At 33.0% G+C, this 26,781-nt stretch carries 26 protein-coding genes; 9 read left to right on the forward strand and 17 right to left on the reverse strand.

Annotation, left to right across the window (positions count from 1 at the left end; genetic code table 11):
- Window positions 1-128: 128 nt before the first annotated feature.
- From BKM63_RS08200 to BKM63_RS08220, 5 genes are all read right to left on the reverse strand, one after another.
- Window positions 129-380 carry a hypothetical protein gene (locus tag BKM63_RS08200; protein ID WP_071636117.1) on the reverse strand — a complete coding sequence of 84 codons (252 nt, stop codon included), beginning with the start codon at window positions 378-380 and terminating at the stop codon, window positions 129-131.
- 193 nt (window positions 381-573) lie between these two features.
- Complete coding sequence (locus tag BKM63_RS08205) at window positions 574-1,320, reverse strand: LytR/AlgR family response regulator transcription factor (RefSeq protein ID WP_071636118.1); 747 nt, start codon at window positions 1,318-1,320, stop codon at window positions 574-576.
- A 1-nt stretch (window position 1,321) separates the two neighbouring features.
- Window positions 1,322-3,052 (reverse strand): tetratricopeptide repeat-containing sensor histidine kinase, encoded by a 1,731-nt coding sequence (locus BKM63_RS08210; RefSeq protein WP_071636119.1) that lies wholly within the window; start codon window positions 3,050-3,052, stop codon window positions 1,322-1,324.
- Between the two features lie 89 nt (window positions 3,053-3,141).
- Window positions 3,142-3,558 carry a hypothetical protein gene (locus tag BKM63_RS08215; protein ID WP_071636120.1) on the reverse strand — a complete coding sequence of 139 codons (417 nt, stop codon included), beginning with the start codon at window positions 3,556-3,558 and terminating at the stop codon, window positions 3,142-3,144.
- A gap of 206 nt (window positions 3,559-3,764) precedes the next feature.
- On the reverse strand, window positions 3,765-4,727 hold the full coding sequence (locus BKM63_RS08220) for a hypothetical protein (protein WP_071636121.1): 963 nt from the start codon (window positions 4,725-4,727) through the stop codon (window positions 3,765-3,767).
- Between the two features lie 104 nt (window positions 4,728-4,831).
- Here BKM63_RS08220 and BKM63_RS08225 point away from each other — a divergent pair, with 104 nt between their 5' ends.
- On the forward strand, window positions 4,832-5,911 hold the full coding sequence (locus BKM63_RS08225) for a fatty acid desaturase family protein (RefSeq protein ID WP_071636122.1): 1,080 nt from the start codon (window positions 4,832-4,834) through the stop codon (window positions 5,909-5,911).
- A gap of 84 nt (window positions 5,912-5,995) precedes the next feature.
- Here BKM63_RS08225 and BKM63_RS08230 read toward each other — a convergent pair whose 3' ends face one another.
- The 4 genes from BKM63_RS08230 to BKM63_RS08245 all read right to left on the reverse strand — a co-directional run bounded on the left by BKM63_RS08230 (window position 5,996) and on the right by BKM63_RS08245 (window position 9,884).
- Window positions 5,996-8,140 carry a polyribonucleotide nucleotidyltransferase gene (locus BKM63_RS08230; RefSeq protein ID WP_071636123.1) on the reverse strand — a complete coding sequence of 715 codons (2,145 nt, stop codon included), beginning with the start codon at window positions 8,138-8,140 and terminating at the stop codon, window positions 5,996-5,998.
- Window positions 8,141-8,303: 163 nt separating this feature from the next.
- A complete protein-coding gene (rpsO, locus tag BKM63_RS08235; RefSeq protein WP_071636124.1) occupies window positions 8,304-8,570 on the reverse strand; it encodes a 30S ribosomal protein S15 in 267 nt (88 codons plus the stop codon).
- A gap of 126 nt (window positions 8,571-8,696) precedes the next feature.
- Entirely contained in the window at window positions 8,697-9,395 is a 699-nt protein-coding gene (locus tag BKM63_RS08240; RefSeq protein WP_071636125.1) for a hypothetical protein, read from the reverse strand.
- A gap of 33 nt (window positions 9,396-9,428) precedes the next feature.
- Complete coding sequence (locus tag BKM63_RS08245) at window positions 9,429-9,884, reverse strand: GAF domain-containing protein (protein ID WP_071636126.1); 456 nt, start codon at window positions 9,882-9,884, stop codon at window positions 9,429-9,431.
- A gap of 71 nt (window positions 9,885-9,955) precedes the next feature.
- Between BKM63_RS08245 and xrtF the strand changes: the two genes are divergently transcribed.
- The 6 genes from xrtF to BKM63_RS08275 all read left to right on the forward strand — a co-directional run bounded on the left by xrtF (window position 9,956) and on the right by BKM63_RS08275 (window position 14,685).
- Window positions 9,956-10,492 (forward strand): exosortase family protein XrtF, encoded by a 537-nt coding sequence (xrtF, locus tag BKM63_RS08250; RefSeq protein WP_071636127.1) that lies wholly within the window; start codon window positions 9,956-9,958, stop codon window positions 10,490-10,492.
- The gene (locus BKM63_RS08255; RefSeq protein WP_071636128.1) at window positions 10,482-10,928 is read left to right on the forward strand and encodes an exosortase F system-associated membrane protein; all 447 of its coding nucleotides are present in this window, start codon (window positions 10,482-10,484) and stop codon (window positions 10,926-10,928) included. Before xrtF ends, BKM63_RS08255 begins: the two co-directional genes overlap by 11 nt.
- 46 nt (window positions 10,929-10,974) lie before the next feature.
- On the forward strand, window positions 10,975-11,370 hold the full coding sequence (locus tag BKM63_RS08260) for an HYC_CC_PP family protein (protein WP_071636129.1): 396 nt from the start codon (window positions 10,975-10,977) through the stop codon (window positions 11,368-11,370).
- 114 nt (window positions 11,371-11,484) lie between these two features.
- Window positions 11,485-13,491, forward strand: a complete 2,007-nt coding sequence (locus BKM63_RS08265; RefSeq protein WP_071636130.1) for a TonB-dependent receptor plug domain-containing protein — start codon at window positions 11,485-11,487, stop codon at window positions 13,489-13,491.
- 40 nt (window positions 13,492-13,531) lie between these two features.
- Window positions 13,532-13,876 carry a heavy-metal-associated domain-containing protein gene (locus BKM63_RS08270; RefSeq protein ID WP_071636131.1) on the forward strand — a complete coding sequence of 115 codons (345 nt, stop codon included), beginning with the start codon at window positions 13,532-13,534 and terminating at the stop codon, window positions 13,874-13,876.
- A gap of 128 nt (window positions 13,877-14,004) precedes the next feature.
- Window positions 14,005-14,685 (forward strand): DedA family protein, encoded by a 681-nt coding sequence (locus BKM63_RS08275; RefSeq protein ID WP_071636132.1) that lies wholly within the window; start codon window positions 14,005-14,007, stop codon window positions 14,683-14,685.
- Window positions 14,686-15,000: 315 nt separating this feature from the next.
- Here the strand turns inward: BKM63_RS08275 and rodA are convergent, their stop codons facing one another.
- The 6 genes from rodA to purH form a co-directional block, all read right to left on the reverse strand.
- Window positions 15,001-16,236: a rod shape-determining protein RodA gene (rodA, locus tag BKM63_RS08280; protein WP_071636133.1), complete on the reverse strand. Its 1,236-nt coding sequence runs from the start codon at window positions 16,234-16,236 to the stop codon at window positions 15,001-15,003.
- 14 nt (window positions 16,237-16,250) lie between these two features.
- Window positions 16,251-18,221: a penicillin-binding protein 2 gene (mrdA, locus tag BKM63_RS08285; RefSeq protein ID WP_071636134.1), complete on the reverse strand. Its 1,971-nt coding sequence runs from the start codon at window positions 18,219-18,221 to the stop codon at window positions 16,251-16,253.
- On the reverse strand, window positions 18,218-18,724 hold the full coding sequence (locus BKM63_RS08290) for a rod shape-determining protein MreD (protein ID WP_071636135.1): 507 nt from the start codon (window positions 18,722-18,724) through the stop codon (window positions 18,218-18,220). Before BKM63_RS08290 ends, mrdA begins: the two co-directional genes overlap by 4 nt.
- Window positions 18,717-19,547, reverse strand: coding sequence for a rod shape-determining protein MreC (mreC, locus tag BKM63_RS08295; RefSeq protein WP_071636136.1), 831 nt, complete (start codon window positions 19,545-19,547; stop codon window positions 18,717-18,719). Before mreC ends, BKM63_RS08290 begins: the two co-directional genes overlap by 8 nt.
- 112 nt (window positions 19,548-19,659) lie before the next feature.
- Window positions 19,660-20,688: a rod shape-determining protein gene (locus BKM63_RS08300; protein WP_008466528.1), complete on the reverse strand. Its 1,029-nt coding sequence runs from the start codon at window positions 20,686-20,688 to the stop codon at window positions 19,660-19,662.
- Between the two features lie 56 nt (window positions 20,689-20,744).
- The gene (purH, locus tag BKM63_RS08305) at window positions 20,745-22,271 is read right to left on the reverse strand and encodes a bifunctional phosphoribosylaminoimidazolecarboxamide formyltransferase/IMP cyclohydrolase (RefSeq protein WP_071636137.1); all 1,527 of its coding nucleotides are present in this window, start codon (window positions 22,269-22,271) and stop codon (window positions 20,745-20,747) included.
- Between the two features lie 164 nt (window positions 22,272-22,435).
- Between purH and BKM63_RS08310 the strand changes: the two genes are divergently transcribed.
- The gene (locus tag BKM63_RS08310) at window positions 22,436-23,683 is read left to right on the forward strand and encodes an ABC transporter permease (protein WP_071636138.1); all 1,248 of its coding nucleotides are present in this window, start codon (window positions 22,436-22,438) and stop codon (window positions 23,681-23,683) included.
- Between the two features lie 87 nt (window positions 23,684-23,770).
- The gene (locus BKM63_RS08315) at window positions 23,771-24,658 is read left to right on the forward strand and encodes a cupin-like domain-containing protein (protein WP_071636139.1); all 888 of its coding nucleotides are present in this window, start codon (window positions 23,771-23,773) and stop codon (window positions 24,656-24,658) included.
- Window positions 24,659-24,740: 82 nt separating this feature from the next.
- Here the strand turns inward: BKM63_RS08315 and accD are convergent, their stop codons facing one another.
- Complete coding sequence (gene accD / locus BKM63_RS08320) at window positions 24,741-25,595, reverse strand: acetyl-CoA carboxylase, carboxyltransferase subunit beta (protein WP_056190173.1); 855 nt, start codon at window positions 25,593-25,595, stop codon at window positions 24,741-24,743.
- Between the two features lie 105 nt (window positions 25,596-25,700).
- Entirely contained in the window at window positions 25,701-26,768 is a 1,068-nt protein-coding gene (gene fbaA, locus BKM63_RS08325) for a class II fructose-bisphosphate aldolase (protein WP_035645669.1), read from the reverse strand.
- Between the last annotated feature and the right edge of the window lie 13 nt (window positions 26,769-26,781).

Consider the following 26,781-nt stretch of genomic DNA (forward strand, 5'->3'; position numbering starts at 1 on the left):
AAAGATTTGTTACAGAATATGCTTAATATTTTAAGAATTGGTCTAAAAAAATAAAACCCTAACTCATTAATTTGAATTAGGGCTTTCACATAAAAAGAATTTCGGGCAAAAATTATCTTTGGTAATGTTTAATCGTAAAGATCATCTGAACTATCTAAAATTTGATCAAATATTTTTTTTAACGATTTTATATATATCGGAAAAGAAACAGCAAGTAAAAAATATTCTATTCTTAAAACGGTAACATCGTCCAGTATTTTATATAAACTGGGAATAATAATAGCTAGAGAAACCGCAACACCAATCCAGGGATTATTTTTTATTTTTTTGATAAAAGGCAAAATTTTCATTTCTGGTTGTTTTGTTATGGCTGTTTTCATCTATACTATTTTGATTTAGGTGAAGTAAAAGTAAATTCGATTTAGGGCTTCTAATGTGAAAATGTCACGAAAGCTCTATTTTATGTCATGAAATATGCGAATTGTTTATCGTTTTAAAATTTTTCTTTCAAAAAACAAAACATCCTCTTTGCTTTAAAGAGGATGTTTTGTTTTGAAATGAATATTTCTATTATTAGGAAAGAATATTAATATTTTTTATGAAGTCCTTGTAAGTATCGCTTAGGTTTATTCGATGATTTCCTTTTAATATGATAAGGTTATCAGTAAGAAATATTTCTTCTATTTTATTTGTGTTTACAATGGTGTTGCGGTGTGTTTTTATGAATTTGCTTTTATCCAGAAGTTCGCTGATCTTGGTAAGCGAAATTAAGATTACAAATTTTTCTTTTTCGGTAATAATGTTGCAGTAACGCTCCTCGACTTCAATGTAAAGAATATCTTCTAAAGCCACTTTTTTTAGAGAATTTTTCTTTTTAATGAATAATGAATCATTGCTGATAACTGTATTTTGTTCTTCACTGAGAAAAACATTCGTTTGTTCGTAAAATTTCTCGACAGCCATTTCTATTGCGTACAAAATCTCCAGTTCATTAAATGGTTTCATTAAAAAACTAAATGGCTTGGTAAGTTTTGCTCTTTCAAAAATCTGGCGATCCTGAGAGCTGGTTAAAAACACAAACGGTTTTGATGCCTGCGGTATTATATTTATCGATTCAGCAAAGGTTATTCCGTCTGGCTTTCCGTCTAGAAAAACGTCTATAATTATTACATCAACAGGAGTTTCATAAAATAACTTCAATGCGTCTGTAAAATTTTTTGCAACTCCCGCTACGTTATAATTATTTTGAAGCAATACTTTTACAAGAGCATCACTTTGTTCAGGAGTGTCTTCTATAATTAAAACATTAATATTGTCCATTTTATTTAGCTTTAGGGAAAGTTAATATCATTTTTGTTCCTTTATCAAGTTCGCTTTCTATTTCAAATGTCCCTCCGTTTTTCTTAATCATCTGTTTACACAATTGTAAACCCAAACCGGTTCCAATAATTTCTGAATTGCCTTTCTTTGCCAATAATTCTCCTTCTTGAAGCAGTTCTTTAATCGTGTTTTGACTCATTCCAATTCCACTATCCTGAATTATAACCTGACAAAAATCAGAATCAATTTCATTTGCAGAAAAGGTGATTTGTCCACTTTCTTTCGAAAATTTGATAGCATTATCTAATAAATTTCTAAATACAATTTTTAGTGAATCAAGGTCCACAAATAAAAAGATGCTTTTTGAAACTAAATTTTCGAACGTAATAGCTTTGTCTAGCAATAATGGCTTATAGTTATATTCAATTTGTTGTATAACAGAATATAAATGAATCGATTCTTTATGAAAATATAATTGTTTTGTCTGCAACAATGCCCAGTGCAATAAATTGTCTAATAAGCTGTAGGCGCCATTTGCGATACCGCTGTTCTGGATAATTAACTGATTTAATTCGTCGTAGTTTTTAGTTTCAAGCGTGGCAGATAATTTAGCGTTACTGGTTTTTAGAGCATTTACAGATGAACGTAAATCGTGGCTTACAATTGAAAATAATTGGTCTTTTGTAGCGTTTAATTCGTCAAGTTTATTTTTTTGACGTAAGATCGTTTTACCATTTTTTACTTTTTGAGCATAAAGATATATTCCTCCTGTCAATACTAATAAGAGTCCCGTTGCCGAGAAAAAGAAAATATTACGCTGTGTGTTTTTTAATTTGTTTTCTACTTGTAATACCTTGATTTCTTTTTGTTTTTGAGCGACAGCAAATTTTTTCTCAAAATCAGCAACTGCCCAAATTTTATTTTGATTATTTAATGAGTCTTTCCATTGCTCTGCTTCTTTTCTATATTCTAAAGCTTTTTTAAAATCTCCTTTGTTTTCTTCTACCATTGCCATATTAAATGCAGTGGATTCTTTTTTATCAAAATTTTTCGTTTTTTTAGAATACAAATAAGCTTTTTTAAAATAAGGAATAGCTTTATCATCTTTATATTGTAAATAGTACAAATTGGCAATATTCATATAAATATAAATAAGCGCTTCATTGTCTTTTTCTTGTTCTCCTAATTTTTTACTTTTTAGAAGATACTCTTCTGCTTTTGTAAATTTACTAAGATGTAAATAACAAACTCCTATGTTTTGATAAATGGTGCTTACTTTAAAACCTTGTTTATTTGAAGAAGGAAACTTTTCTACAGCATTAAAATATTCGATTGCTTTTTCAAATTCTTTTAATTGTAAAGAAATTTCACCCAGCACTTTATTTACTAACGGGTAAAAAACAAAATTTTTTGAGATTAATTTTAATTCTGATTTTGCTTCTGTAAATAATTTTTTCTCATTTAGACTAAAACCTCTAAAGTAATGACAATAGTTATTTAATTCGTTATTGCGACTAACACTTAAGTGTTTCATGGAATATACTAAAGTCGAATCCCAATTCTTTTCCTGAAAATAATATTGCGCCTTATTAAAATGTATTTCTTCTTTAAAGAGGATTGCTTTCTTTTTGCTTTCAATGTTAAAAATCTTATTAACAGTTTGGTTTTGTGAAAAAAAGAGAGCAGGTGTTAAAAGAAGTAATAGTAAAATAGAAAAGTTAATTTTAACCATAACTTTTTAAAGTATTAATGATGTAATTAAAAACATCATTTTCTAATTAAAGTAAATGATGTTTTTATAATTTTCTATTTTATAATATACTAGTCTCCAACCCCAGTTTTAGTACCTCTAGAAGTTTCAGGATCAACATTTCTTAAGTAAGAGAGAACCTCAGTTACTTTAGTTGCATCAGTAGAGTAATAATCTATTTCTACATACCAAACATCGCAAGTTTCAGGGGTTTCTTCTGTGTAATCATAATCAAAAAAAATCTCAAGCGTTGTATCTTTTAGTGTAGGAACTGAAACGATAGGATTTTGAGTAAATTCGGAATTTATGTATAAAGTAGCTCTGATTTTTAATGTAGGAAGCCCGCCTGCACTAATGTAGCTTTCTACTGAAACAAGAGGAGGTAAGGGATGCTGAAGGTGTTTTGAGTCTACAAACTTGAATTCCTGTGCGTTAATTTTGGTGTTTTGAATAACTTTATAACGCGTTAAATCAACGGTTGATTCCATAATAAGGTTTTTAGGGTTAATAAATTTATTTTTGGCACGTTAAAGATATTTCATTTCTTTAAAGAAATGTAAGTTTCGCCCTCTTTTTTTATAATTTTTACATTTTCTTCATGAAATAATGTATTCTCTTAAGATTAAGACATATAGTGAAAAGTGAAAAACCAAACTTGTGTTTTAAATTAGCTGTACAGATTGAAAATTTTATCTTAAAAAAGTAAATCAACTTGCGAATTTATTTTCTCTAGATAATAATCTATTTTTCTAATGGCTCGATTAAAGAAAAGATTTTGCTCTTTAATTCCTGATTGGCCTAAGGGTATTGAGTTTATAATTTGTTGTTTAAAAAATCGATAAACATTTTTGCAGCTGTCTTCATTATCAGTAATAAAATAACCAAGAAGAGTGTAGGGAACAAACATTGTTAACTTTTCTTCGGTTTCTATAAGCATATTATTATTTAATAATATCAATTCATTGTAAAAGAGAGAAAAATTATTTTCTGGATTGTTAGATCTTTCTTGTATTAAATTTACAATCCTCTTTAAATCTTTGCAAAGCAAGTTAGCATTTTTTAGATTTAACAGACCAGCTTCGTAAAAGTATAGAATTTGTTGTAAGCTGCTGTTTATAGTGGTGTCGTTCCAGATTTCATTCACTGTTGTATTTTCGTATGCTTTTTTTAATGTGTGCATATGCTCAGTAAAAGATTCATTTATAACAAAATTTTCAAAAGATATTTTTTTTTGATTTGTATTTAAAAGATTCAGCCAGACAAAAGCTTTAAATTTTGATAAAATAGTTCCGTCCATGAAATAAAACAAAGGAATGTCCTTAGCGGAATAAAATAAAGTTGTTTTAGGATTTTTTGTTAAGATTTCAATATGTTCTGCTGATCTTTTAAAATACTGAAGCATATCTTTCAGTGTTTCGATTTCAATTGTTTTTTCAACAATTACATTTTCTTTATTTACATATAGATTATCCAATGAAATACTGAAATGACTGGCCAGTTTAATAGTTTCATCTAATGAGAATTTACTTTTTCCGGATATGCGGCGATGAGAGGCATCATAACTGATTTCTAAAACCCCTGCGATTTCATCTATTAAGGAAACTGATTTTGAAATTTTGTTCCGAATTGCTTTTAAGAAGGATTCCTGATGTTTCATAATTTGCGATAATCACAAATATACAAATTGTTATTATTGATTTACACAAATTAATATGTGATAATTGCAATAGGTTTGTCCTGTAATTTTAAAATAATATTTTTATGAAGGCGAAATATTTTAGCAAATCAGAGGATGAAAAACTATTTTTTTCTTCTTTAAAACAAAGAGTACATGAAAAACTGAATAGCAAAAACGTTTCTTACGGAGATGCCAGATTTTGGTACAAAGGTTTGTTTTTGACTCTAACTTGTTACTTATCGTATTACCTCCTTTTCTCAGATTCTATTACTAAAATTGGTTTTTGGATACTATACGTGATTTTTCAATTATCAGGATTGTTAATAGGTTTTAGTTTTGGGCATGATGCTTCGCATAACACTGCTTTTAGGAATAAAAAGGCGAATTCGGTATTGCATTTTTTTAGTTTTCTTACTGTGGGAATTGATCCTTTGCTTTGGGGATTAAGACATATTCGCTCACATCATTTGTATGCAAATGTAGAAGGAAGTGATATTGATATAGATAAAAATCCTTTTTTAAGGTTAAGCCCAACACATCCATGGAAGCCCAAGCATAAGTATCAGGCTTATTATGCGCCTTTTGTATACATGTTCACCTTATTGCATTCTGTTTTTATGAGCGATTGGGTATATCTTTTTTCAGATGAATACGATTGGATGAAAAGAGGTGTTTCTAAAATGGAGCTGTATTTTAGATTTATCTTATATAAGATATTTTACTTTTCATTAGTATTGTTTGTGCCTCTATTGTATGCTGATTTTACATGGAGTTTCATTGTACTGAGTTATCTAACGGCAAGTGGTTTTACATCTATGGTATTTATAATTATGCTTGTTGGAACTCATTTTTTTGATGGAGCAGATTATCCTCAACCCGAAGGGGAATTTCTGGAACATACCTGGGCTGTTCACCAACTTCATACAAGTTGTGACTGGGATGCAAATAAGGGCTGGGCGAGATTTTTAAGTGGTGGCTCAAATTGTCACGCGGCTCATCATCTTTTCCCGAATATCTGTCACACTAATTATAGCGAGATAAATGCAATAATTGAAGAAACAACAAAAGAGTATAAGCAACCATACCATCATAAAACATTGTTTGAAATGATGTTTTCTCACTTTATACATTTACATAAAATGGGAAATCCTAAATTAGGATAATTAAGCTTTTAAAACGAAAAACCCCAATTCAAATAAATGAGCTGGGGTTTTCTATGAATAAACCTTTAGTAAACTAAGATCTGATTACTCTTTTTTGTCCTCGCGCGGAGGTCTTGGTACAAGTGCTTTTTTAGACACTTTTTCTTTTTTAGTTTTAGGGTCAACTCCTAAGTATTTTACTTGGAATACATCTCCCATTTTAACTACATCAGCAACGTTTTCAGTACGTTCCCACGCTAGTTCAGATACGTGAAGCAATACTTCATTTCCTGGAGCAGCAGTATATTCTACCACAGCACCAAAGTCAAGCATTTTGATTACTTTAACTTCGTAAGATTCTCCTAACTGTGGTTTGAAAGTAATAGAAGCAATTTTTGCTAATACTGCTTCAATTCCAGCAGGATCTGTACCTAAAATTTCGATAACACCTTGCTCATCAACTTCGTTAATTACAATAGTTGTTCCTGTAGCTTTTTGTAATTCCTGAATTACTTTTCCACCTGGTCCAATTAAAGCTCCAATAAAGTTTCCAGGAATAGTTCTGGTAATGATTTTTGGTGCGTGTGCTTTTACATCGGCTCTTGGAGTTGCAATAGTCTCAGTTAATTTACCTAAAATGTGCATACGTCCGTCACGAGCTTGGTTAAGAGCTTGTTCCATGATATCATAACGTAATCCGTCAATTTTGATATCCATTTGACAAGCTGTGATTCCGTCAGCAGTTCCAGTTACTTTAAAGTCCATATCTCCTAAGTGATCCTCATCACCTAAAATGTCTGACAATACAGCAAATTTTTCTCCGTCAGTAATTAATCCCATAGCAATTCCAGAAACTGGTTTTACCATTTGAACTCCAGCATCCATTAACGCCATTGTTCCGGCACAAACTGTTGCCATAGAAGAAGAACCGTTAGATTCTAAAACTTCAGAAACAACACGAATTGTATAAGGACAATCTGCAGGAATCATATTTTTTAATGCTCTTTGAGCTAAGTTACCGTGACCAACTTCTCTTCTTGAAGTTCCTCTTAGTGGTTTTGCTTCACCAGTAGAGAAAGGAGGGAAGTTATAGTGTAAGTAGAATTTCTCTTCACCTTGTTCAGATGGAGAATCAATTTGGTTAGCTTCTCTAGAGGTTCCTAAAGTTACAGTTGCCAAAGCCTGAGTTTCTCCACGTGTAAATAAAGAAGAACCGTGAACTCTTGGTAAGTAATCTGTTTCGCACCAGATTGGTCTGATTTCTGTAGTTTTTCTTCCGTCTAAACGAATTCCTTTTTCAAGGATCACATTACGAACGGCTTCTTTATTTGTTTTGTAGAAATATTTCCCTACTAAACCAGCTAAATCTGCATTTTCAGCATATTCTTCTTCAGTAAATAAAGCTTTTGCTTCTTCTTTTACAGCAGCAAATTTCTCGCCTCTTTCGCTTTTTCCAGATGCTTCTTGTGCAATTGTATAACATTTATCGTAAGCAGCAGCTTTTACTTTTGCGTAAACAGCTTCGTCTTCGATTTCTCCTTCGTAAGTTCTGTATTCTGGAGAACCAACCGCTGCTCTTAATTTTTGTTGAGCAACAATTTGAACTTTAATAGCTTCGTGAGCAAATTTGATAGCTTCTACCATTTCTGCTTCTGAGATTTCTTTCATCTCACCTTCAACCATTGCAACAGAATCCATAGAAGCTCCAATCATCATATCGATATCAGATTTTTCTAATTCTTCTCTACTTGGGTTGATAACAAATTTTCCGTCAATACGTGCAACACGTACTTCAGAAATTAAGTTATAAAAAGGTATATCAGAAACAGCTAATGCTGCAGATGCTGCTAAACCTGCTAGAGCGTCTGGCATAACAGTTTCGTCATGAGACATTAATTGAATCATAACTTGTGTTTCAGCGTGGTAATCGTCTGGGAAAAGCGGACGTAAAACACGGTCAACTAATCTCATTGTTAATACTTCGCTGTCGCTTGGACGTGCTTCTCTTTTAAAGAAACCTCCAGGGAAACGACCAGCGGCTGCAAATTTTTCGCGGTAATCTACCGTTAATGGTAAAAAATCAACGCCTGGGTTAGAAGTGCGAGCTGAAACTGCTGTTGCAAGTATCATTGTGTCGCCCATTCTTACTACTACAGAACCATCTGCTTGTTTTGCTAAACGCCCTGTCTCGATTGTGATGCTTCTGCCATCACCTAAATCGATTTTTTCTACAAATAATTGTGGAATCATAATTTTTCCTTATTGGTTATACAATGGGTTTTAGTTGTGTTGTAGTTGTTGTGTGTGTAGTTGTTGTTTCTAAAACCCAATGAAAAACCAAACTTTTTTTCTTGTAAAATGCTTGTAATGTAAAAACAAAAAGAGGCACTCTCGCACCTCTTTTCTATATTGATTATTTTCTGATATTCAATACTTTGATAATCTCACGATATCTGTTGATCTCTTTCTTTTTCAAGTAATCCAACAAAGCTCTTCTTTTACCTACTAATAGTACAAGAGAACGCTCAGTGTTGTAATCATGACGATTTTTTTTCAAGTGTTCAGTTAAGTGAGTGATTCTGTAAGTGAACAATGCAATCTGACCTTCTGCGCTTCCAGTGTTTGTTGCACCACCGTGTTGTGCGAAAATCTCTTCTTTCTTTTCTTTACTTAAATACATTCCAATATTATTTAATGATTTTTATGTATGTCATACAACTTTTGTAAGACGGGTGCAAAATTAGATTAAAAAAACAGAAAAATCAAAAAAAAATAAAAGAATCTAAAAATAAGACGATAAGAAATTCTATTTTAGTGATTTGGAGACTTTTTTGCCTGTTACTTTTTCATTTAGAGACGAATAAGACAGTTTTACATTGTTTTGGTCTATGCTTGTGCCTGAAACTAAAATGCCTTTGTCATAATTGTCTGTAAATGTAATTTTACGCGCAAGGTCAGTTCCTTGCCAGATACCTTGTTTCAGCCCGGATTTAATAGTTCCTTTTTGTGTTATGAACGTATCGGTTTCTTCATATTCTCCTTCACCGTCAATTACAGTTTGATTTTTATTTTCATCCCAAAAATTAAGAATCAAGGTTTGGGCCTTTTTGGTTTTGGGATCCCACGAATTTTGTTTTTCAGATTTTTTACTTTGGTTTTCGTACCAATTCAGTTCCTTACCCGATTTATGATCATCAGAATAATTTACAACAGCTTCTTTTGCTCCGTTTTTATAATAGTAAATAAACTCTCCGTCTTTTTTTAAAACATCTCGGTCTAAAGTTGTTCCTGTCATTTTCTTTCTTCCGTTTTTGTAAAAATCAGTTACCACATAACGAACGCTTTTTTGAGAATAATTTGTAATTACTCTGGTGTAACTGTAATTTTCGGGCACAGTCTCGTGATTTAATGAGTCCAGAAAAATTTTCTTTGAAACTACATTAATTTGCGCAAATAGGCTTACTGAAAAGATAAGGTGAAATAAGAGGATTACGGTTCTATACATTTAGACCTATTTTTTATATTAAAAATAGTTCTTTTAGAATAGTTTAGCAACTTCTTGGTTTACAAACTCCAAAAATCTTTCGTCAGCTTCTGTAAAAGGATCGATAACATGGCTGTCAATATCAATTTGACCAATATTTACTCCGTTTACAAATAATGGTACTACGATTTCAGATTTTACCGTTAAGCTGCAGGCAATATAATTGTCTTGTGCTTTAACATCCGGCACTACAAAATTAGCATTACTTTCGGCAACCTGACCGCAGATCCCTTTTCCGAAAGGAATAACAGTATGATCTGTTTCGGCACCAACATAAGGTCCTAAATGAAGTGTTTTGTTTTCGTGGTTTGCAAAATAAAATCCTACCCAATTATAATATTCTACATTTTCGTTTAAAAGCTGGCAGATGGCTAATAGTTTTTCGTCTCTAACTTTGTTATTTTCAGCTACTATAGCGCTTATTTTTGGTTGTAATTCTTGAAATGTCATGATTTGAAAATTTTATACAAAAGTATTTAAAGCTAAACTCAAAAAATACATAAATTTGAAAAAAAAATCTGTTGAGAAAATATCTAATCCAATTCAAGCCGTTTTTACTTTTTATAGGTACTTTTTTTACTGCTTATATTGCACTTACCGTTGCGTATAAGTTTTATCTAAATAGCTTGAGAGCTGATGAAGTGGATGCAGTTACAAATTGGGTGGGTCGTAATGTTGAACAATTACTTTTGTTGTTTGATTATGATATTAAAGTTCAGAAAAGTTTTTCTTCACCGTGGCTAGAGGTTTGGTTTAATAATAAATATATTATTCGGATAGTTGAAGGATGTAATGCAGTAAGCGTTATGATTTTGTTCGTCTCTTTTGTACTTGCTTTTTCCGGAAAGCCGAAAGTTACACTGCTTTATATTCTGTTTGGGATCGTCTTTATTTATATTCTAAACGTAATTCGAATTGCATTGTTAACGGTTCTGCTATTTCATTTTCCTGAAAAATCACACTTTTTGCATGGTGTTTTGTTTCCGTTAGCTATTTATGGTTCGGTTTTTCTTTTATGGGTTATTTGGGTTAATAAATTCTCAAAGTATGCTAAGTAAATTAAAAGAGCAAAAAGGAAAAATTTTCATTTCAGTGCTGATTGTTTTCTGTTTTGGTCTAATAAGAGCTTTTGAAAAAACACTTTTCTACGATCCGTTTTTGGAATATTTCGAATCTAGTGCTAATAATTTACCATTGCCAAAAGTTGAATTATTTAAGCTTTTTTATAATTTGGTTTTTCGTTTTGTTTTAAATACAGTTTTATCAATCGCATTAATTTATGTTCTGTTTAGGGATAAGGGAGTTTTAAAATTTAGTATTTTCTTATATGTTTTTTTTGCGTTAATACTATTTGCAGTGTTTTTTATAATCGTTGGTTATTTCCCTGAAAATAGCTGGCTTCTTTTCTATATACGCAGATTTATAATTCAGCCCATATTTGTGCTTTTATTTATTCCGGCATTTTACTATCAGTTTCAAAATTTAAAAAAATAACATTTTATTAGATTTTTATTCGAGACAATTTAGGTATTTTTGCCGTATGACTAAAAAGTGCACAGTATTATTTCTAGCGTTCCTATTGTTGGTTTCCAACATTGGGTTTGCTTTTGATGTGCATTATTGCGGCGGAGAAATAGCTTCTGTTTCTTTAAATACTTCTGTTTCTGCATCACCCGAAAAAAAATGCTGCGATACTAAAGAGGAAAAATCTTCCTGCTGTAAGGATAAGGTAGTTCATCTTGAAAAAAAATCAGATGATGCTACTTTTAAAATTTTCTTTTTCCAGCTTGCATTTCCGGCAGTAATTCAGGAATACAAACCAATTACGTTTTTGTCAATTCCAAATTTCAAAAACAATCAAATCATTTCGTATTATTCTGATGCGAATGCGCCCCCTTTATTCAAACTATATAATCAATATATTTTTTACTCCTGATTTTAATTTTTTAGAATCAAGCCTTCTTTGTATGGCTTGTACCTTGTTGTTTAAATGTTTCTTAGTTGAGAAACTTTAAACAAAAAATTTCTAAAAACATTAAAATCTTTTTTTATGCAAAAAAATATCATGCTTTTTGTGGTGTTTTTGCTCTCTGTTTCTGCATTTTCACAGGAAAATCTAGAGGAAGTAAAAATTACAAAAAAGCAAAAAGGAATTAAAAAATCGTATACGCTTACTTCAAATACATCTTTAATTACAAGCAAAGAATTATTAAAAGCTGCTTGTTGTAATCTGGCCGAAAGCTTCGAAACAAATCCATCAATAGATGTGAATTTTTCAGATGCATTAACGGGAACCAAACAAATTAAAATGCTGGGCTTAACAAGTCCGTATTTAATGATTACCGAAGAAAATATTCCTTCTGTACGTGGAGCTTCTCAGGCTTATGGTTTGTCTTTTACACCGGGAACCTGGATCGAAAGTGTTCAGATTACTAAAGGTGCCGGAAGTGTTATAAACGGTTACGAAAGTATTTCGGGACAAATTAATACTGAACTTTTAAAGCCGTTAAATGACGTTCCGTTTTTTTTGAATGCGTATGGTTCTACAGACTCTAGATTTGAGTTGAATACCCATTTCAATAAAAGAATATCAGATAAGTGGGCAACAAGTTTGTTTGTGCACGGAAATGCACGTGTGGCAAAAAATGACATGAACAATGATGGCTTTCTGGACAATCCGTTAGGGAAACAAATCAATGTTTTAAATCGTTATCAATATTATGATCCGGAAAGTGGTTTGGTAAGTTTTATCAATTTCAGGTATATGAATGATAAAAAACAAACCGGTGAAGTTGATTTTGATAAAGACCGTGACCGCGGGACAACCAATCATTGGGGATCTGAAATCAATACAGAACGTTTTGATGTTTCGACTAAAATAGGATATGTTTTTAAAGATATGCCCTATCAGAGTATTGGTTTTCAGAACGCTTTCAATAGTCATAAACAAGATTCTTATTTTGGTTTAAATCAATATGATATTAAGCAGAATAGTTTTTATTCGAATTTAATTTTCAATTCGATTATCAACAATACGATGCATAAGTTTACTACTGGATTGAATTTTTCTTACGATCAATATCAGGAATTTGTGAATATTACTGATTACAGCCGAATCGATAATTCGGTTGGAGCATTCTTTGAGTATACTTATGATAATACAGATAACTTCAGCATAATTTTAGGCGGAAGGGTAGATAATCACAATCGGTTAGGTTTTTTTGCTACACCTCGACTTCATGTGCGATACAATCCCTGGAAAAATGGAGTAATTCGTTTTTCTGCCGGAAGAGGAAAACGTTCGGCTAATATTTTTGCAGAGAACCAGCAGCTTTTTGCGAGTTCACGAACATTTTCAATTTTAGATAATAACGGAAAAATTTATGGTTTAAATCCAGAAATTGCCTGGAATTATGGGATTAGCTTTTCGCAGAAGTTTAGAATTTTCAATAAAAATGCCGAAGCGGGATTTGATTTCTACAGAACCGATTTTCAAAATCAGGCCGTTGTTGATATAATGCAGAGTCCGCAGGATGTTTTGTTTTATAATTTAAAAGGAAACTCTTTTGCAAACAGCCTTCAGGTTGAGTTTAATTATGAGTTAATTCATAATTTGAATTTAAGAACAGCTTATAAATATTATGACATTCAAACGGATTATTTAAGAGGAACATTCCAACGTCCGCTTCAAGCAAAACATCGTTTTCTTGGGAATTTAGAATACGAAACAACGATGAACAATGACAAACAATGGAAGTTTGATTTTACTTTTAACTGGTCAGGCAAACAGCAGCTTCCTTATACAGCCACAAATCCGGCAGAAGATCAGTTTCCTGATTTTTCACCTTCCTATGCAGTAATGAATGCTCAGGTTACAAGAGTATTTTCATCTGTTTTTGAAGTATATCTGGGAGGAGAGAACATTGGGAACTACAAACAGCAAAAAGCAATTTTAGGTGCAAATGATCCTTTCGGACCAAATTTTGATGCTTCTGTAGCTTATGCGCCGATTTTTGGACAAATGTATTACGCAGGATTACGATTTAAGATAAAATAAGTATTCAATAACAATTTATAACAACTAAATAATAGACGAAATGAGAAATTTGATTTTAATCGCTATGATCACTTTTTTAGGATTTTCAGCTCAGGCTCAAACTAAAAAGAACAAGAATTTAAAATATACAACCGAGGTAAACGGTAATTGCGAACAATGTAAAAAACGTATTGAAAAAGCAGCGTACGGCGTTCCGGGTGTAAAGACTGCAACCTGGGATATCAGCTCGCATCAACTGGCTGTAATTTTAAATGAAGAGAAGTCTTCTACAGCTGATTTGAATGCTGCGGTTGCAAAAGCAGGACATGATACTAAGGAGGTTAAAGCCACTGATGTTGATTATGAAAACCTGCATTCTTGCTGTAAGTACGAAAGAGAAAAATAATTTTTAAAGCCCGAGTTTATACTCGGGCTTTTTTAATAGTTAATTTATCTTTAAAATATGGCATTTAATTGTGGTTAAGGCAAATTATTGTTAATTTCACGAACTTATAAATATAACCAAATTCATTTATGAGTAATTTTGATTGGACCCAGTTAATAAACCCTGAATTTTATATAACTTTAAGTATCGGAGGGTTTCAAATTGGGCTGTTTATTGTTCTGTTTATTGTTTTTGCAGAAACAGGACTTTTTGCAGGTTTTTTTCTACCAGGAGATAGTTTGCTTTTTTTAGCTGGTATTTATAGCCGCGATCTAATTCAAAATGTGGTTTATATTCCAAGTGACTTTTTAAATGTGTTTTTACTTTCTATAGCTGTTGCAGTTATGGGAGTTTTGGGTAATATGACTGGTTACTGGTTTGGAGCAAAAAGTGGTTACTATTTGTTTAAAAAAGAAGATACATTTTGGTTTAAAAAGAAATACCTTTTACAATCAAAAGATTTCTTTGAAAAATACGGAGGTAAAGCCATTATCTATGCTCGTTTCCTGCCAATCTTTAGAACTTTTGCGCCAATTATTGCGGGGATAGTTTCTATGGATAAAAAGAAGTTTATGTTTTATAATATCTTGAGTTCTTTCTTGTGGTCGTTTATTTTAATATTTGCCGGACATTATTTGTACGGAGTGTTCCTAAAACAAGGGATTGATTTAAAGCACCACATTGAATATATCATTATTATAATTGTTATAATATCTACATTCCCTGTTCTGGTTAAACTTTTGAAGAAGAAACCAGTCGAAAAAATATAATTAAGATAAAAAATAAAAAAGTCCGAAGTTTATACTTCGGACTTTTTTTATGCTTGTTTTCCAAATATGAAATCTGTCTATTTTTTATAGTAGGAAGCAGGGTTTTAACTGTGAGGTTTAGATTGGTATATCTTGGATATGTACCAGAACTTAACAGTTGAAAATGCGGTCAATGTAATGAATGATGAATGAAAAGGAAATATAAAAAGAAAAAAAGCTTTAATTCAGTTAGTGAAAAATCTGAGTTAAAGCCTTTGTATTAATTATTTGCTATGCAATGCAGAGCATTATTTGGATCGAAATTTGGAATTTAATCTACCATTCATTCACTTTATTGGCATCCATTTTAAGGAAGATAAACAATAAAATGGTGAATCCCCAAAGTCCTGAACCTCCATAAGAAAAGAAGGGCAGAGGCACCCCAATTGTTGGGAAAATACCAATAACCATGGCAATGTTTACAAAGAAGTGTATGAATAAAATTCCGGCGACGCAGTAGCCGTAAACCCGGCTGAATTTAGTTTTTTGCCTCTCGGCTAAATAAATTACCCTTAAAAACAAACCGGTAAAAAGTAGAATAACGACCAAAGAACCTGCGAAACCCCATTCTTCACCAACGGTTGTAAAAATGTAATCAGTATGTTGTTCAGGAACAAATCCTCCTTTAGTTTGAGTTCCTTCAAGAAAACCTTTTCCAATCCATCCTCCAGATCCAATAGCAATTTCTGATTGATTGGTATTATAACCAATACCTTTCATATCTACTGTTTTTCCTAAAAGAATATTGAAACGATCTCTATGGTGCTGCTTAAAAACGTTATCAAAAACATAATCTACAGAGAGGACAAAACCAGAAATTAATGCCAGTAAAATTGCGCTTAAAAGAACATTTCTGTCAACTGCACGGCCTTTAAAGTGTATGATTATTAGAACGCCCAGCGCAATTAAAATAACTACGTATGGCTCTAAAATAAGAGTTAGTACAAACAATAAAATTGTTATAAATCCTGTCCAAACATACCAGGATGGAAGTCCTTCTCTAAATAAAACCAGAATAAAAACGCTGTAAATTAATGCACTCCCCGGATCTGGCTGAGGTAAAATAAGCATTACCGGCAGAAATACAATTGCCAAAGCTTGTAACTGTCTATTGGTTTCTTTAAGGTTAATTTGTGTATCGCTTAAATATTTGGCTAATGCCAATGATGTAGCGGCTTTTGCAAACTCAGAAGGCTGTAGGGTAAAGCTTCCAATAGCATACCAGCATCGTTGACCGGCAATAGTTTTTCCGAATAAAAATAATCCGGCTAAAGATACTAGCGAAACGACAAAGATTATACTGGCGTATTTTTCGTAAAACTTTCCATCAACAAAAAGCACAACAAAAATTAGTGGAATGGTACATCCAATAAAAATTAATTGTTTTTGATATGTTCCATCAGTGGATAATAACGAAGAAGAGTAAATGTTCAGCCACCCTAATGTTACCAACGCAATGTAGATAAAGACACTTATCCAGTCGATGTTATTTTTTACACTTTGATTTTTCATTTGAAATAATCTTGTTAGTTCTTTTTAGTAGTGTCTATTGTTGTTTTCTTAACTTCTGTTTTTGGAGCTGTAATTGGTGCTTTTGGAGTAACAATTTTAGCTTTTAATACTGAATCTTTTGGTGTGGTTTCGATCGCTCTTGCCTCATTCATTCCGCCTAATTTAGCATATTCGCTGGCTAAGCTTTTATTTAAAACACGAATTTCTAAATCAGTTCTTGTTATTTTCTTTCTTAAATATTTTTCGATCATCAAACTTGCAATAGGTCCTGCAACTGTTGCTCCAAAACCACCATTTTCAATCATTACTGCAATGGCAATTTTTGGATTGTCTTTTGGTGCAAAGGCTACAAATATCGAGTGGTCTTTTAGCTGTGTTCTCTTTCCATTGATTTTTGCAAAGTTTTCTGCCGTACCTGTCTTTCCACAAATATCAATTCCTTCTACTCTAAGACTGTAAGCTGTACCTTTGTTGTAAACGTCAAACAGTCCGCTGATAACTGGCGGGAAATATTTTTGATCAATCGTAGTCACGTGCTTTGTGGTGAACTTTTCGTCTATTTTTTCTCCTTCAATTTTTTTAATGATGTGAGGAGTATAATAATAACCCTGATTTGCGACAGTAGCCATCATATTAGCTAACTGAATAGGTGTCATTAAAACCTCTCCCTGACCAATTGCATTTGATACAATGGTTGAGCTTCTCCATCCGCCATTAGGGTAAATTCTCTTATAGGTTTTAGAAGTTGGAATGTTACCTCTTTTTCCAGTAGGTAAATCGTAACCCATAAATTGGCCTAATCCAAAACTTTTTACGTGACCGCTCCAAACATCAACAGCCTGTCCCGGATCTTTATACTTGTTAATGGTAAGCATGTAAGCTTGTCCGAAATAAGTGTTGCAAGAGTTGTAAATCCCGTTGTGCAGTTGGTGAGGCCCAAAACCGTGACATTTCATAAAGCGACCACCTCCATAACTAAAACCGTGATGGCACATAAAAGTTGTTTGCTCATTTACGACTCCTTCTTGAAGCGCAACTAAGCCGGTCAGGATTTTAAAAGGTGAACCTGGAGGGTACTCCGCTAAAAGGCCTCTATCGTATAATGGTTTTGCTATAGAATCGCGATATAATAACGTGTAATTTTTAGATTTTTGACGTCCAACCATAATACCGGGATCGTAAGAAGGTGCAGTAACTAATGCTAGGATTTCTCCTGTTTTAGGCTCAAGAGCTACGATACCACCTCTTTTGTTGATCATCAGTTCCTCACCGTACTTTTGAAGTTCGGCATCAATAGTTATATTGATGTCTTCTCCAGCTACGGCGATCGTGTCGTATTTTCCTTCTTTATAAGGACCAATTTCTCGGTTGTATTTATCTTTCTGAATGTATTTTACACCTTTTATTCCTCGTAAAATTTCTTCATAACTTTGTTCTACACCTTGTTGTCCAATTAAATCCCCGCTATTGTAATATGGATTTTTTTCTATTAATTTTTCGTTAACCTGTGTGATAAAACCAAAAATATTAGCGCCATAATCTACTTCATAATCACGAAGTGAACGTTTTTGAAAATAAAAACCTTCGTATTTTCTAATTTTTTCCTGAAAAGCAGCGAATTCATTTTTATTTAACTGCGATAAGAAAACAGATGGTAATCTAGGGCTGTATACTTTTGCCTTTGCAATTCTTTTTTCATAATCCTCACGGGTAATGTTTAGAAGCGCACAAAATTCTTCGATATTAAGGTCTTTTCCAATTTCTCTCGGGATAACCATGATATCGTATGATGCCTGATTAGCAACTAATAGTTTGCCATTTCGATCATAAATATAACCACGTTCCGGATAGTCGTAGACTTTTTTTATCGCATTGTTTTCTGATTTCAATTTAAACGAATCATCAATAATCTGCAGATAAAATATCCGCATCACTAGCAAAGATGCTGCAATGATAATTAAAGAGGGCAGCAGAACTTTTCTCATCGTTTATTGGGCTTAATAAGATAAATTATTATAATGGAAGTGATTATGGTAAAAATGGTGCTGAACAGTGTTCGCAGTAAAATATCTATTATAAACTTAAACTGAAAAGCTTCTAATGTAAATAGTACAATATGATGTAATAAAACAGAAACTAATATAAACGAAAATCGCTCAGGAGTTAAAGATTCATTCAGTTTAATAGTTTGATATTCATAACTTAATCCAAATGAAAATTTAAAGATATACGGTCGGTAGTAAGCTAAAATTACGCAGGCTGTTGCATGGATTCCGCCAGAATTACAAAACATATCCATTACTAATCCTAATAGAAAACTGGAGATAATTAGTCCCGCTCTGTTACTGTTTACAGGGTACAAAATAATATATAAGATGTACGGAAAAGGACTTATGTATCCTAAAAAATTCATGTTGTTAAAAATAACAACCTGAATTAACAGCAACATAATAAATCGAAAAATATTTACTAATAAAGCGCTATTCATCTTTTTCCTTACTTTTCTTTTCTAAATTAATAAGTTCTTCCCTGTCTTTACTTTTGATAATATATACGTGACCCAGGTTTGTCATGTCGTTAAACAATTTTACCCTTATTACGTAAAAACTTGAATTTTCTTTTTTGTATATGTTTTCTACTGTACCAATGTTAATTCCTTCAGGGAAAATAACAGACTGTCCTCCGGTAACAATAGTATCTCCTTTTCTTACAGATGCTAATCTAGGAACATCTTCCAGTTGTACAAATCCAGTGCTTTTTCCGTCCCAGGTTAAAGATCCAAAGTGATTTGTTTTCTTTAATTTGGCATTAATCTGCGATTTCATATTCAAAATACTCACAACAGTAGAATATCTTGGCGAAGTATTGTCTACAACTCCAATGATCCCCAAACTGTTAATAACGCCCATATCTGGCTTAACCCCTTCGTTTTTTCCGGAGTTCAGTGTGATAAAGTTTTCGTGTGTATTGTATGAATTATGGATGACTTTCGAAACAATAATATCAGCAGGTTTTACTCCTTTAATACTATCTGGCAATGGTGCTTTTGTTGTGTCTTCTTTATTGAATAAAAGACTTTTTAACCTTGCGTTTTCGAGTACAAGCTCATCATTTTCAGTTCTTAAATTCAAATATTCGTTTACACGATTAATTCTTTCATAAACACCTCCGCTTAAAAAGTTAGCTGAACTGATTACTCTGCTTCTGTGGTAGGAATGCGATTGAATTGTGAGAGTCAACGAAATACCTAAAAGCAGCAAAAACAGCAATCGATTACTGTTTCTTATAATGAAATTAAAAATTTGCTGCATTTCGTGTCTGGTTATTTTGTTTCAGGATATGCTTTAAGGTTTCAAACTTTACAAGGGTCAAATATTAAAAAATTGACCCTTATAAAAGTATATTGATTGTTATTTTTGAATCTTATTTGATTAAGATACTTTTAAATTTTGCAATGTTTTTAAGAGCCATTCCTGTACCGCGAACAACTGCTCTTAATGGATCTTCGGCAATGTAAACAGGTAAATCTGTTTTTTGAGAAATACGTTTGTCAAGACCTCTTAACATAGATCCTCCGCCTGCTAAATAGATACCCGTATTGTAAATATCAGCAGCTAATTCGGGAGGGGTTTGAGATAATGTTTCCATTACTGCATCCTCGATACGCTGAATAGATTTGTCTAACGCTTTTGCGATCTCGCGGTAAGAAACATCTACTTGTTTTGGTTTACCAGTAAGTAAATCTCTACCTTGAACTGACATATCTTCCGGCGGTCCGTCTAAATCTTCGATAGCCGCTCCAATTTGAATTTTTATTTTTTCAGCAGTACTTTCTCCCACAAAAAGGTTGTGTTGTGTACGCATGTAGTAAACGATATCATTTGTGAAAACGTCACCTGCAATTTTTACAGATTTGTCGCATACGATTCCGCCTAATGCGATAACTGCAATTTCTGTTGTACCACCTCCAATATCAACAATCATGTTTCCTTTTGGCTGCATGATATCGATACCAATACCAATTGCGGCTGCCATTGGCTCATGAATCAAATAAACTTCTTTTCCGTTTACTCTTTCACAAGATTCTTTTACCGCTCTCATCTCCACTTCAGTAATACCGGAAGGAATACAAACTACCATGCGTAAAGCTGGAGTAAACATTCTTTTTTTCAATGCAGGAATGCTTTTAATGAACATATTGATCATTTTTTCCGAAGCATCAAAATCAGCAATTACACCATCTTTCAAAGGCCTTATGGTCTTGATGTTTTCATGCGTTTTACCTTGCATCATGTTGGCTTCTTTGCCAACAGCAATGATTTTGCCTGATACTCTATCACGTGCAACGATAGACGGACTATCAATAACAACTTTATCATTATGTATGATTAAAGTGTTTGCGGTTCCAAGGTCTATCGCAATATCCTCGGTCATGAAATCAAAAAATCCCATAAGTTTTTTAGGGGTTTAAAATGTTATAAATTATTTATCGAACAAAGTTAAACAAATTAATGTTTAAAATGACGAGTTCCTGTAAATACCATTGCAAGATTATTTTCATTGCAATAATTTATACTTAATTCGTCTTTTATTGAACCTCCAGGCTGAATTACAGCTGTTATTCCTGCTTTTTTAGCTAATTCTACACAATCCGGAAATGGGAAAAATGCATCACTTGCCATCGAAGCACCGGTTAAATCAAATCCAAAAGCTTTTGCTTTGTCAACAGCTTGTACTAAAGCGTCAACTCTTGAAGTCTGACCTGTACCTGAAGAAATCAATGTTCCGTTTTTCGCAAATACAATTGTGTTTGATTTTGTATTCTTGCAAATTTTTGAAGCAAAGATCAAATCTTCGATCTCCTGAGCAGTAGGTTCTGTAATTGTAACGGTTTTTAAATGCTCTTTATTATCTGTAATATTATTTCTGTCCTGAATTAACAAACCATTAAGACATGTTCTAACTTGTCTTGAAGGTAATTCAACTTCATTTTGAACTAAAATAATTCTGTTTTTCTTTTCTTGTAAAACTGTAATTGCTTCATCATCATAACTTGGAGCGATTACGACTTCGCAGAATAATTTGTTAATTTCCTGCGCTGTTGCTAAGTCAATTTTGGTATTTGCAATTAAAACTCCACCAAAAGCAGATGTTGGGTCACAAGCCAAAGCTGCTAAATAGGCTTCGCTGATTGTTTTTCTTGAAGCTAACCCACAAGCGTTATTATGTTTCAAAATAGCAAATGTTGGACCGTCTGTCTTAAATTCATTTATTAAGTTTACAGCCGCATCTACATCTAATAAGTTATTGTACGATAGCTCTTTTCCGTGAACTTTTTTGAACATAGCATCAAAATCTCCAAAGAAAAAACCTTTTTGATGCGGGTTTTCTCCATATCTTAAAACTTGACCATCAGCAATACTTTCTTTGTAGATAGTTTCATCTGTATTGAAGTAATTGAAAATTGCACCATCATAATGAGATGAAACATGGAACGCTTTCGTTGCTAATAATCTTCTGTTTTCAAGAGTTGTAGAACCATTTTGTTCTGTAATCAAATCCAAAAGTAAGCTGTATTCGTTAACCGAAGCCACAATTACAGTGTCTTTGAAGTTTTTTGCACCAGCGCGAATTAGTGAAATACCGCCAATATCAATTTTTTCAATAATATCTTGTTCGCTTGCACCAGAAGCAACAGTTTTTTCAAAAGGATACAAATCAACAATTACCAAATCAATTTGAGGAATATCAAATTCTTTCATTTGTTGTACATCACTTTCGTTGTCCTGACGGTTTAGGATTCCACCAAAAATTTTCGGATGTAATGTTTTTACTCTTCCGCCAAGAATTTCAGGGAAAGAAGTAATATCTTCAACCGGAACTACCGGAATTCCAAGGTTTTTAATGAATTCTTCTGTTCCTCCGGTTGAGTAAAGTGTTACGTTTTGCTCGTGTAATTTTCTAACGATTGGCTCTAATCCATCTTTCGAAAAAACAGATATTAACGCTGATTGTATTTTTTTAGTTGTGCTCATTGTGTAGTTATGATTTTCAGACTGCAAAAGTAGTTTTTTTATATATTATTTTAAAAGATTTAGTGTAACAATCTCTTAAAAAAATCTACTGATGAGTAAGTTAACTTTTATTAGGTTTTTGTTTTTAAAATATTGAATTTTACTTTATTGAAAAATACTATTATATGCTTCTTTATCTAAGATTATTAAAAGAAAGTCTGAGCTTTGCCATAAACGCTTTACGAAATAATAAATTACGTACTTTATTGTCGCTGCTTGGTGTTACAATTGGTATTTTTTCAATCATTGCCGTCCTCGCCGCTGTTGATTCTTTAGATAAAAAGATTTCTAAAGATTTGAGCAGCTTAGATAAAAATACGATTTATTTAATGAAATACTGCTTTGGACCGTCTGAAATTCCGCAATGGAAAAGAGAACAATTTCCAAATGTAAAATATGATGAATACATAGGTTTAAAAAACTCTATGAATAATACCAATCAGGTGGGTTACCAGCTTTTTGTAAATCATGAAACTTTAAAATACGATTCGAAAACTGTTGCCGATGTAAATATTGTTCCGTCTTCGTTCGAAATGGTCGATATTGACGGATTGAGTTTTGATAAAGGAAGATTCTACAATGAATCTGAGTCGAATTCAGGAACCGCCGTTATTGTTTTAGGATATGATATTGCCGAAGGGCTTTTTGGGTCGAGCGATCCAATAGGAAAAAACATACGTCTTTACGGCCAGCGCTTTACTGTAATTGGTGTAATTGTAAAACAAGGGGCTGGTTTTTTTGGAGACAGCAACGATACATCTGTTTATCTGCCGGCAAATTTTTTACGTCGAATGTATGGCGACAGCGATGCTATGACTCCGGTTATTGTTTTAAAACCGACAAAAGGTGTAGATATGGACGCCTACAAAGCGGAAGTCGCGCAAAAACTAAGGGCGATTCGTGGAATGAAAGCGGGAGAAATGGATAATTTCTTTATAAATGTACTTTCAGGTTTTACTGATTTTATAGATGGTATTTTAGGTCAAATGAATGTTGTAGGATGGATTATCAGCGGATTTTCTCTTTTAGTCGGAGGTTTCGGAATTGCGAATATTATGTTCGTTTCGGTTAAAGAAAGAACCAACTTAATTGGGATTCAAAAATCATTAGGGGCTAAAAACCGATTTATTTTGTTTCAGTTTTTGTTTGAAGCCATAATTCTGTCTGTAATTGGAGGGATAATTGGATTGTTAATGGTTTGGGGAATTGCTTTAGTTTTAACGAAAGTGCTTGACTTTGAGTTTGTTTTGAGTATGGGAAATATACTCTTAGGAACTGGTTTAGCGGCACTTATCGGATTAATTTCAGGAATTCTGCCTGCAATTTCGGCCGCAAATCTAGATCCTGTTGAAGCAATCCGTACCGGAATGTAAAAGGCAGTTATTTTATGTGATGGTTCAATGACTAGAAATAGTTAAGTATTTTGGCAAGTATGCAATTTAACTTAAATCAATAAAGAAATGAGCTTTATCCTAAAAACCGTTGATACTGTTGAATCTATTTCTAGAGATGATTTTAAAAAGAATTATTTAGATAAAAGAAAACCTCTAATTATAAAAGGATTAACAAAAGACTGGCCTGCAAGAGAAAAATGGTCTACTGATTATTTTAAGCAGATTGCGGGAGATATTGAAGTAAAGTTAGTTGATAATTCTAAAGCAGATCCTGCAAAAATAATTAATGCTTCTATTGCCAGTATGAAGTTTGGCGACTACCTTGATTTGATAAAAAGAGAACCCACACAATTACGTATTTTCTTCTTTAATCTTTTTAAACACAGACCTGAGTTAATTAACGATGTAAAAATCCCCAAAGAATTAATGGGTGGTTTTATAGAAAGCATGCCTGCTATGTTTTTTGGAGGCTCGCAGGCTGTTACATTTTTGCATTATGATATTGATTTGCCTCATCTTTTTCATACTCATTTTGGAGGGCGAAAACATATTATACTATTTGATAATAAATGGAAAAAAAGACTTTACTGTGTTCCAAATACAACTTATGCCTTAGAAGATTACGATGTTGCTAATCCTGATTTCGAAAAATTTCCTGCTTTAAAAGGTGTAGAAGGTTATGAAGTTTTTCTGGAACACGGAGATACTTTATTTATGCCCACTGGAATGTGGCACTGGATGCGTTATATTGATGGTTCTTTTTCTCTAAGTCTTCGCGCCTGGGATTCATCCATTACCCGAAAAATGGCCAGTGTTTGGAGTTTATTTATGCATGGAGCAGTAGATAGTGCTATAAAAATAGTTTTTAGAGAACGTTATGCTGTTTGGCGTGAGAAGTTGGCTTTTAAAATTGCTGAAAAAGAATTGAAAAAGGATTTGAAAAAAGCTGGCTGATTTAGTTTATTCTAATGAGAAATAAAAAAAAATCCCATAAGCCGAAGCAAATGGGATTTTATATGTTTTAGAAGTTCAAAAACTATCTAATTGTATTATTCTGAATCAAATCGATATATAAGTTGATCTTATCTTTTAATTCTTTTCTTGGCGTGATAAAGTCTAAGAAACCGTGTTCTAAAAGAAACTCAGCAGTTTGGAAACCTTCTGGTAAATCTTTTCCTGTAGTGTCACGAACAACACGCGGACCAGCAAAACCAATCAAAGCACCCGGCTCAGAGATGTTGATATCTCCTAACATTGCGTAAGATGCAGTTGTTCCACCCGTTGTTGGGTCTGTACAAAGAGAAATATAAGGTAATTTAGCTTCAGCTAATTGAGCTAGTTTTACAGACGTTTTTGCTAATTGCATTAAAGAATAAGCAGCTTCCATCATACGAGCTCCACCAGACTTAGAAATCATTACAAAAGGAAGTTTGTTTTTGATCGCGTGATCAATACCTCTTGCGATTTTTTCGCCTACAACCGCTCCCATAGAACCACCAATAAAGGCGAAATCCATGCAGCAGATTACAAGTTCTTTTCCTTTAGATTTTCCTACTCCCGTACGTACAGCGTCTTTAAGATGAGTTTTTTCCATTACATCTTTTAATCGTTCTGCATATTTTTTTGTATCCACAAAATGCAGAGGATCTTTTGATGTCATGTTTTTATCTAACTCAACAAATTCGTTGTTGTCGAATAAAATTTCAAAATAGGTTGCGCTTCCAATTCGAACGTGAAAATCATCTTCAGGGCTAACAAATAAGTTTCTCGCTAATTCGTCTGCATCAATAATTTTTCCAGTAGGAGATTTGTACCACAATCCTTTCGGAACGTCCATCTTGTCTTCTGTCGCGGTCGTAATCCCTTTTTCTTGTCTTTTAAACCAAGCCATTTTTTTAGTATTCAGTGTTCAGTAATAAAAAATTTCAGTGTCCAGTGGTATTCAGTTTTAAGTACTCAGAGACTGAATACTCAAAACTGTAAACTGAATACTTTTTTATAACGTGTTAACGTTGTTTAAATCTGCAAAAGCTTGTTCAAGTCTTGCGTTGAATGTTACTTCGCTTTCACGAACCCATCTTCTTGGGTCATAATATTTTTTGTTTGGAGCATCAGCACCTTCAGGGTTACCAATTTGTGATTTCAAATAGTCAAGGTTTTTAACCATATAATCACGAATTCCTTCAGTGTATGCAAACTGTAAATCAGTATCGATATTCATTTTGATAACTCCGTAGCTGATTCCTTCTCTGATTTCTTCAAGTGTAGAACCTGAACCTCCGTGGAAAACGAAATCTACTGGGTTGTGGCCCGTGTTGAATTTGTTTTGAACGAAATCCTGAGAATTTTTTAAGATTTTTGGAGTTAATTTTACGTTTCCTGGTTTGTAAACACCGTGAACGTTTCCAAAAGCAGCAGCAATTGTAAATTTAGGACTTACTTTAGATAATTCTTCGTAAGCATAAGCTACTTCTTCTGGCTGCGTATATAATTTTGAGCTGTCTACGTCTGAGTTGTCAACGCCATCTTCTTCTCCACCTGTAATACCAAGTTCGATTTCTAATGTCATTCCCATTTTACTCATTCTAGCCAAATATTCTTTACAGATTTCAATGTTCTCTTCGATTGGCTCCTCAGACAAATCGATCATGTGAGAACTAAATAATGGTTTTCCTGTTTCTGCAAAATGTTTTTCAGAAGCATCTAATAAACCATCAATCCAAGGCAATAATTTTTTTGCGCAGTGGTCAGTATGTAAAATTACGGTTGCACCGTAAGCTTCTGCTAATGTGTGGATGTGTTTTGCTCCAGCGATACCACCAGCGATTGCTGCTTTTTCGCCTGCGTTAGATAAACCTTTTCCAGCGTTAAATTGTGCTCCTCCGTTTGAAAATTGAATAATAACTGGCGCGTTTAGTTTTGCTGCAGTTTCAAGTACTCCATTGATTGTGCTAGAACCAGTAACGTTTACTGCTGGTAATGCAAATCCTTTTTCTTTCGCATAATTAAAAATCTCCTGAACCTGATCTCCTGTAGCTACTCCCGGTTTAATGTTGTGTGCCATTGTAATTTTTTTT

The sequence above is a fragment of the Flavobacterium johnsoniae genome, from assembly GCF_001879205.1.
Classification (GTDB): Bacteria; Bacteroidota; Bacteroidia; order Flavobacteriales; family Flavobacteriaceae; genus Flavobacterium; species Flavobacterium johnsoniae_A.

Excerpts from the sequence above, each read along its gene's own strand:
- BKM63_RS08200 (WP_071636117.1), bottom strand. The coding sequence starts at position 380 with ATGAAAACAGCCATAACAAAACAACCAGAAATGAAAATTTTGCCTTTT.
- BKM63_RS08205 (WP_071636118.1), bottom strand. The coding sequence starts at position 1,320 with ATGGACAATATTAATGTTTTAATTATAGAAGACACTCCTGAACAAAGT.
- BKM63_RS08210 (WP_071636119.1), bottom strand. The coding sequence starts at position 3,052 with ATGGTTAAAATTAACTTTTCTATTTTACTATTACTTCTTTTAACACCT.
- BKM63_RS08215 (WP_071636120.1), bottom strand. The coding sequence starts at position 3,558 with ATGGAATCAACCGTTGATTTAACGCGTTATAAAGTTATTCAAAACACC.
- BKM63_RS08220 (WP_071636121.1), bottom strand. The coding sequence starts at position 4,727 with ATGAAACATCAGGAATCCTTCTTAAAAGCAATTCGGAACAAAATTTCA.
- BKM63_RS08225 (WP_071636122.1), top strand. The coding sequence starts at position 4,832 with ATGAAGGCGAAATATTTTAGCAAATCAGAGGATGAAAAACTATTTTTT.
- BKM63_RS08230 (WP_071636123.1), bottom strand. The coding sequence starts at position 8,140 with ATGATTCCACAATTATTTGTAGAAAAAATCGATTTAGGTGATGGCAGA.
- rpsO (WP_071636124.1), bottom strand. The coding sequence starts at position 8,570 with ATGTATTTAAGTAAAGAAAAGAAAGAAGAGATTTTCGCACAACACGGT.
- BKM63_RS08240 (WP_071636125.1), bottom strand. The coding sequence starts at position 9,395 with ATGTATAGAACCGTAATCCTCTTATTTCACCTTATCTTTTCAGTAAGC.
- BKM63_RS08245 (WP_071636126.1), bottom strand. The coding sequence starts at position 9,884 with ATGACATTTCAAGAATTACAACCAAAAATAAGCGCTATAGTAGCTGAA.
- BKM63_RS08255 (WP_071636128.1), top strand. The coding sequence starts at position 10,482 with ATGCTAAGTAAATTAAAAGAGCAAAAAGGAAAAATTTTCATTTCAGTG.
- BKM63_RS08260 (WP_071636129.1), top strand. The coding sequence starts at position 10,975 with ATGACTAAAAAGTGCACAGTATTATTTCTAGCGTTCCTATTGTTGGTT.
- BKM63_RS08265 (WP_071636130.1), top strand. The coding sequence starts at position 11,485 with ATGCAAAAAAATATCATGCTTTTTGTGGTGTTTTTGCTCTCTGTTTCT.
- BKM63_RS08270 (WP_071636131.1), top strand. The coding sequence starts at position 13,532 with ATGAGAAATTTGATTTTAATCGCTATGATCACTTTTTTAGGATTTTCA.
- BKM63_RS08275 (WP_071636132.1), top strand. The coding sequence starts at position 14,005 with ATGAGTAATTTTGATTGGACCCAGTTAATAAACCCTGAATTTTATATA.
- rodA (WP_071636133.1), bottom strand. The coding sequence starts at position 16,236 with ATGAAAAATCAAAGTGTAAAAAATAACATCGACTGGATAAGTGTCTTT.
- mrdA (WP_071636134.1), bottom strand. The coding sequence starts at position 18,221 with ATGAGAAAAGTTCTGCTGCCCTCTTTAATTATCATTGCAGCATCTTTG.
- BKM63_RS08290 (WP_071636135.1), bottom strand. The coding sequence starts at position 18,724 with ATGAATAGCGCTTTATTAGTAAATATTTTTCGATTTATTATGTTGCTG.
- mreC (WP_071636136.1), bottom strand. The coding sequence starts at position 19,547 with ATGCAGCAAATTTTTAATTTCATTATAAGAAACAGTAATCGATTGCTG.
- BKM63_RS08300 (WP_008466528.1), bottom strand. The coding sequence starts at position 20,688 with ATGGGATTTTTTGATTTCATGACCGAGGATATTGCGATAGACCTTGGA.
- purH (WP_071636137.1), bottom strand. The coding sequence starts at position 22,271 with ATGAGCACAACTAAAAAAATACAATCAGCGTTAATATCTGTTTTTTCG.
- BKM63_RS08310 (WP_071636138.1), top strand. The coding sequence starts at position 22,436 with ATGCTTCTTTATCTAAGATTATTAAAAGAAAGTCTGAGCTTTGCCATA.
- BKM63_RS08315 (WP_071636139.1), top strand. The coding sequence starts at position 23,771 with ATGAGCTTTATCCTAAAAACCGTTGATACTGTTGAATCTATTTCTAGA.
- accD (WP_056190173.1), bottom strand. The coding sequence starts at position 25,595 with ATGGCTTGGTTTAAAAGACAAGAAAAAGGGATTACGACCGCGACAGAA.
- fbaA (WP_035645669.1), bottom strand. The coding sequence starts at position 26,768 with ATGGCACACAACATTAAACCGGGAGTAGCTACAGGAGATCAGGTTCAG.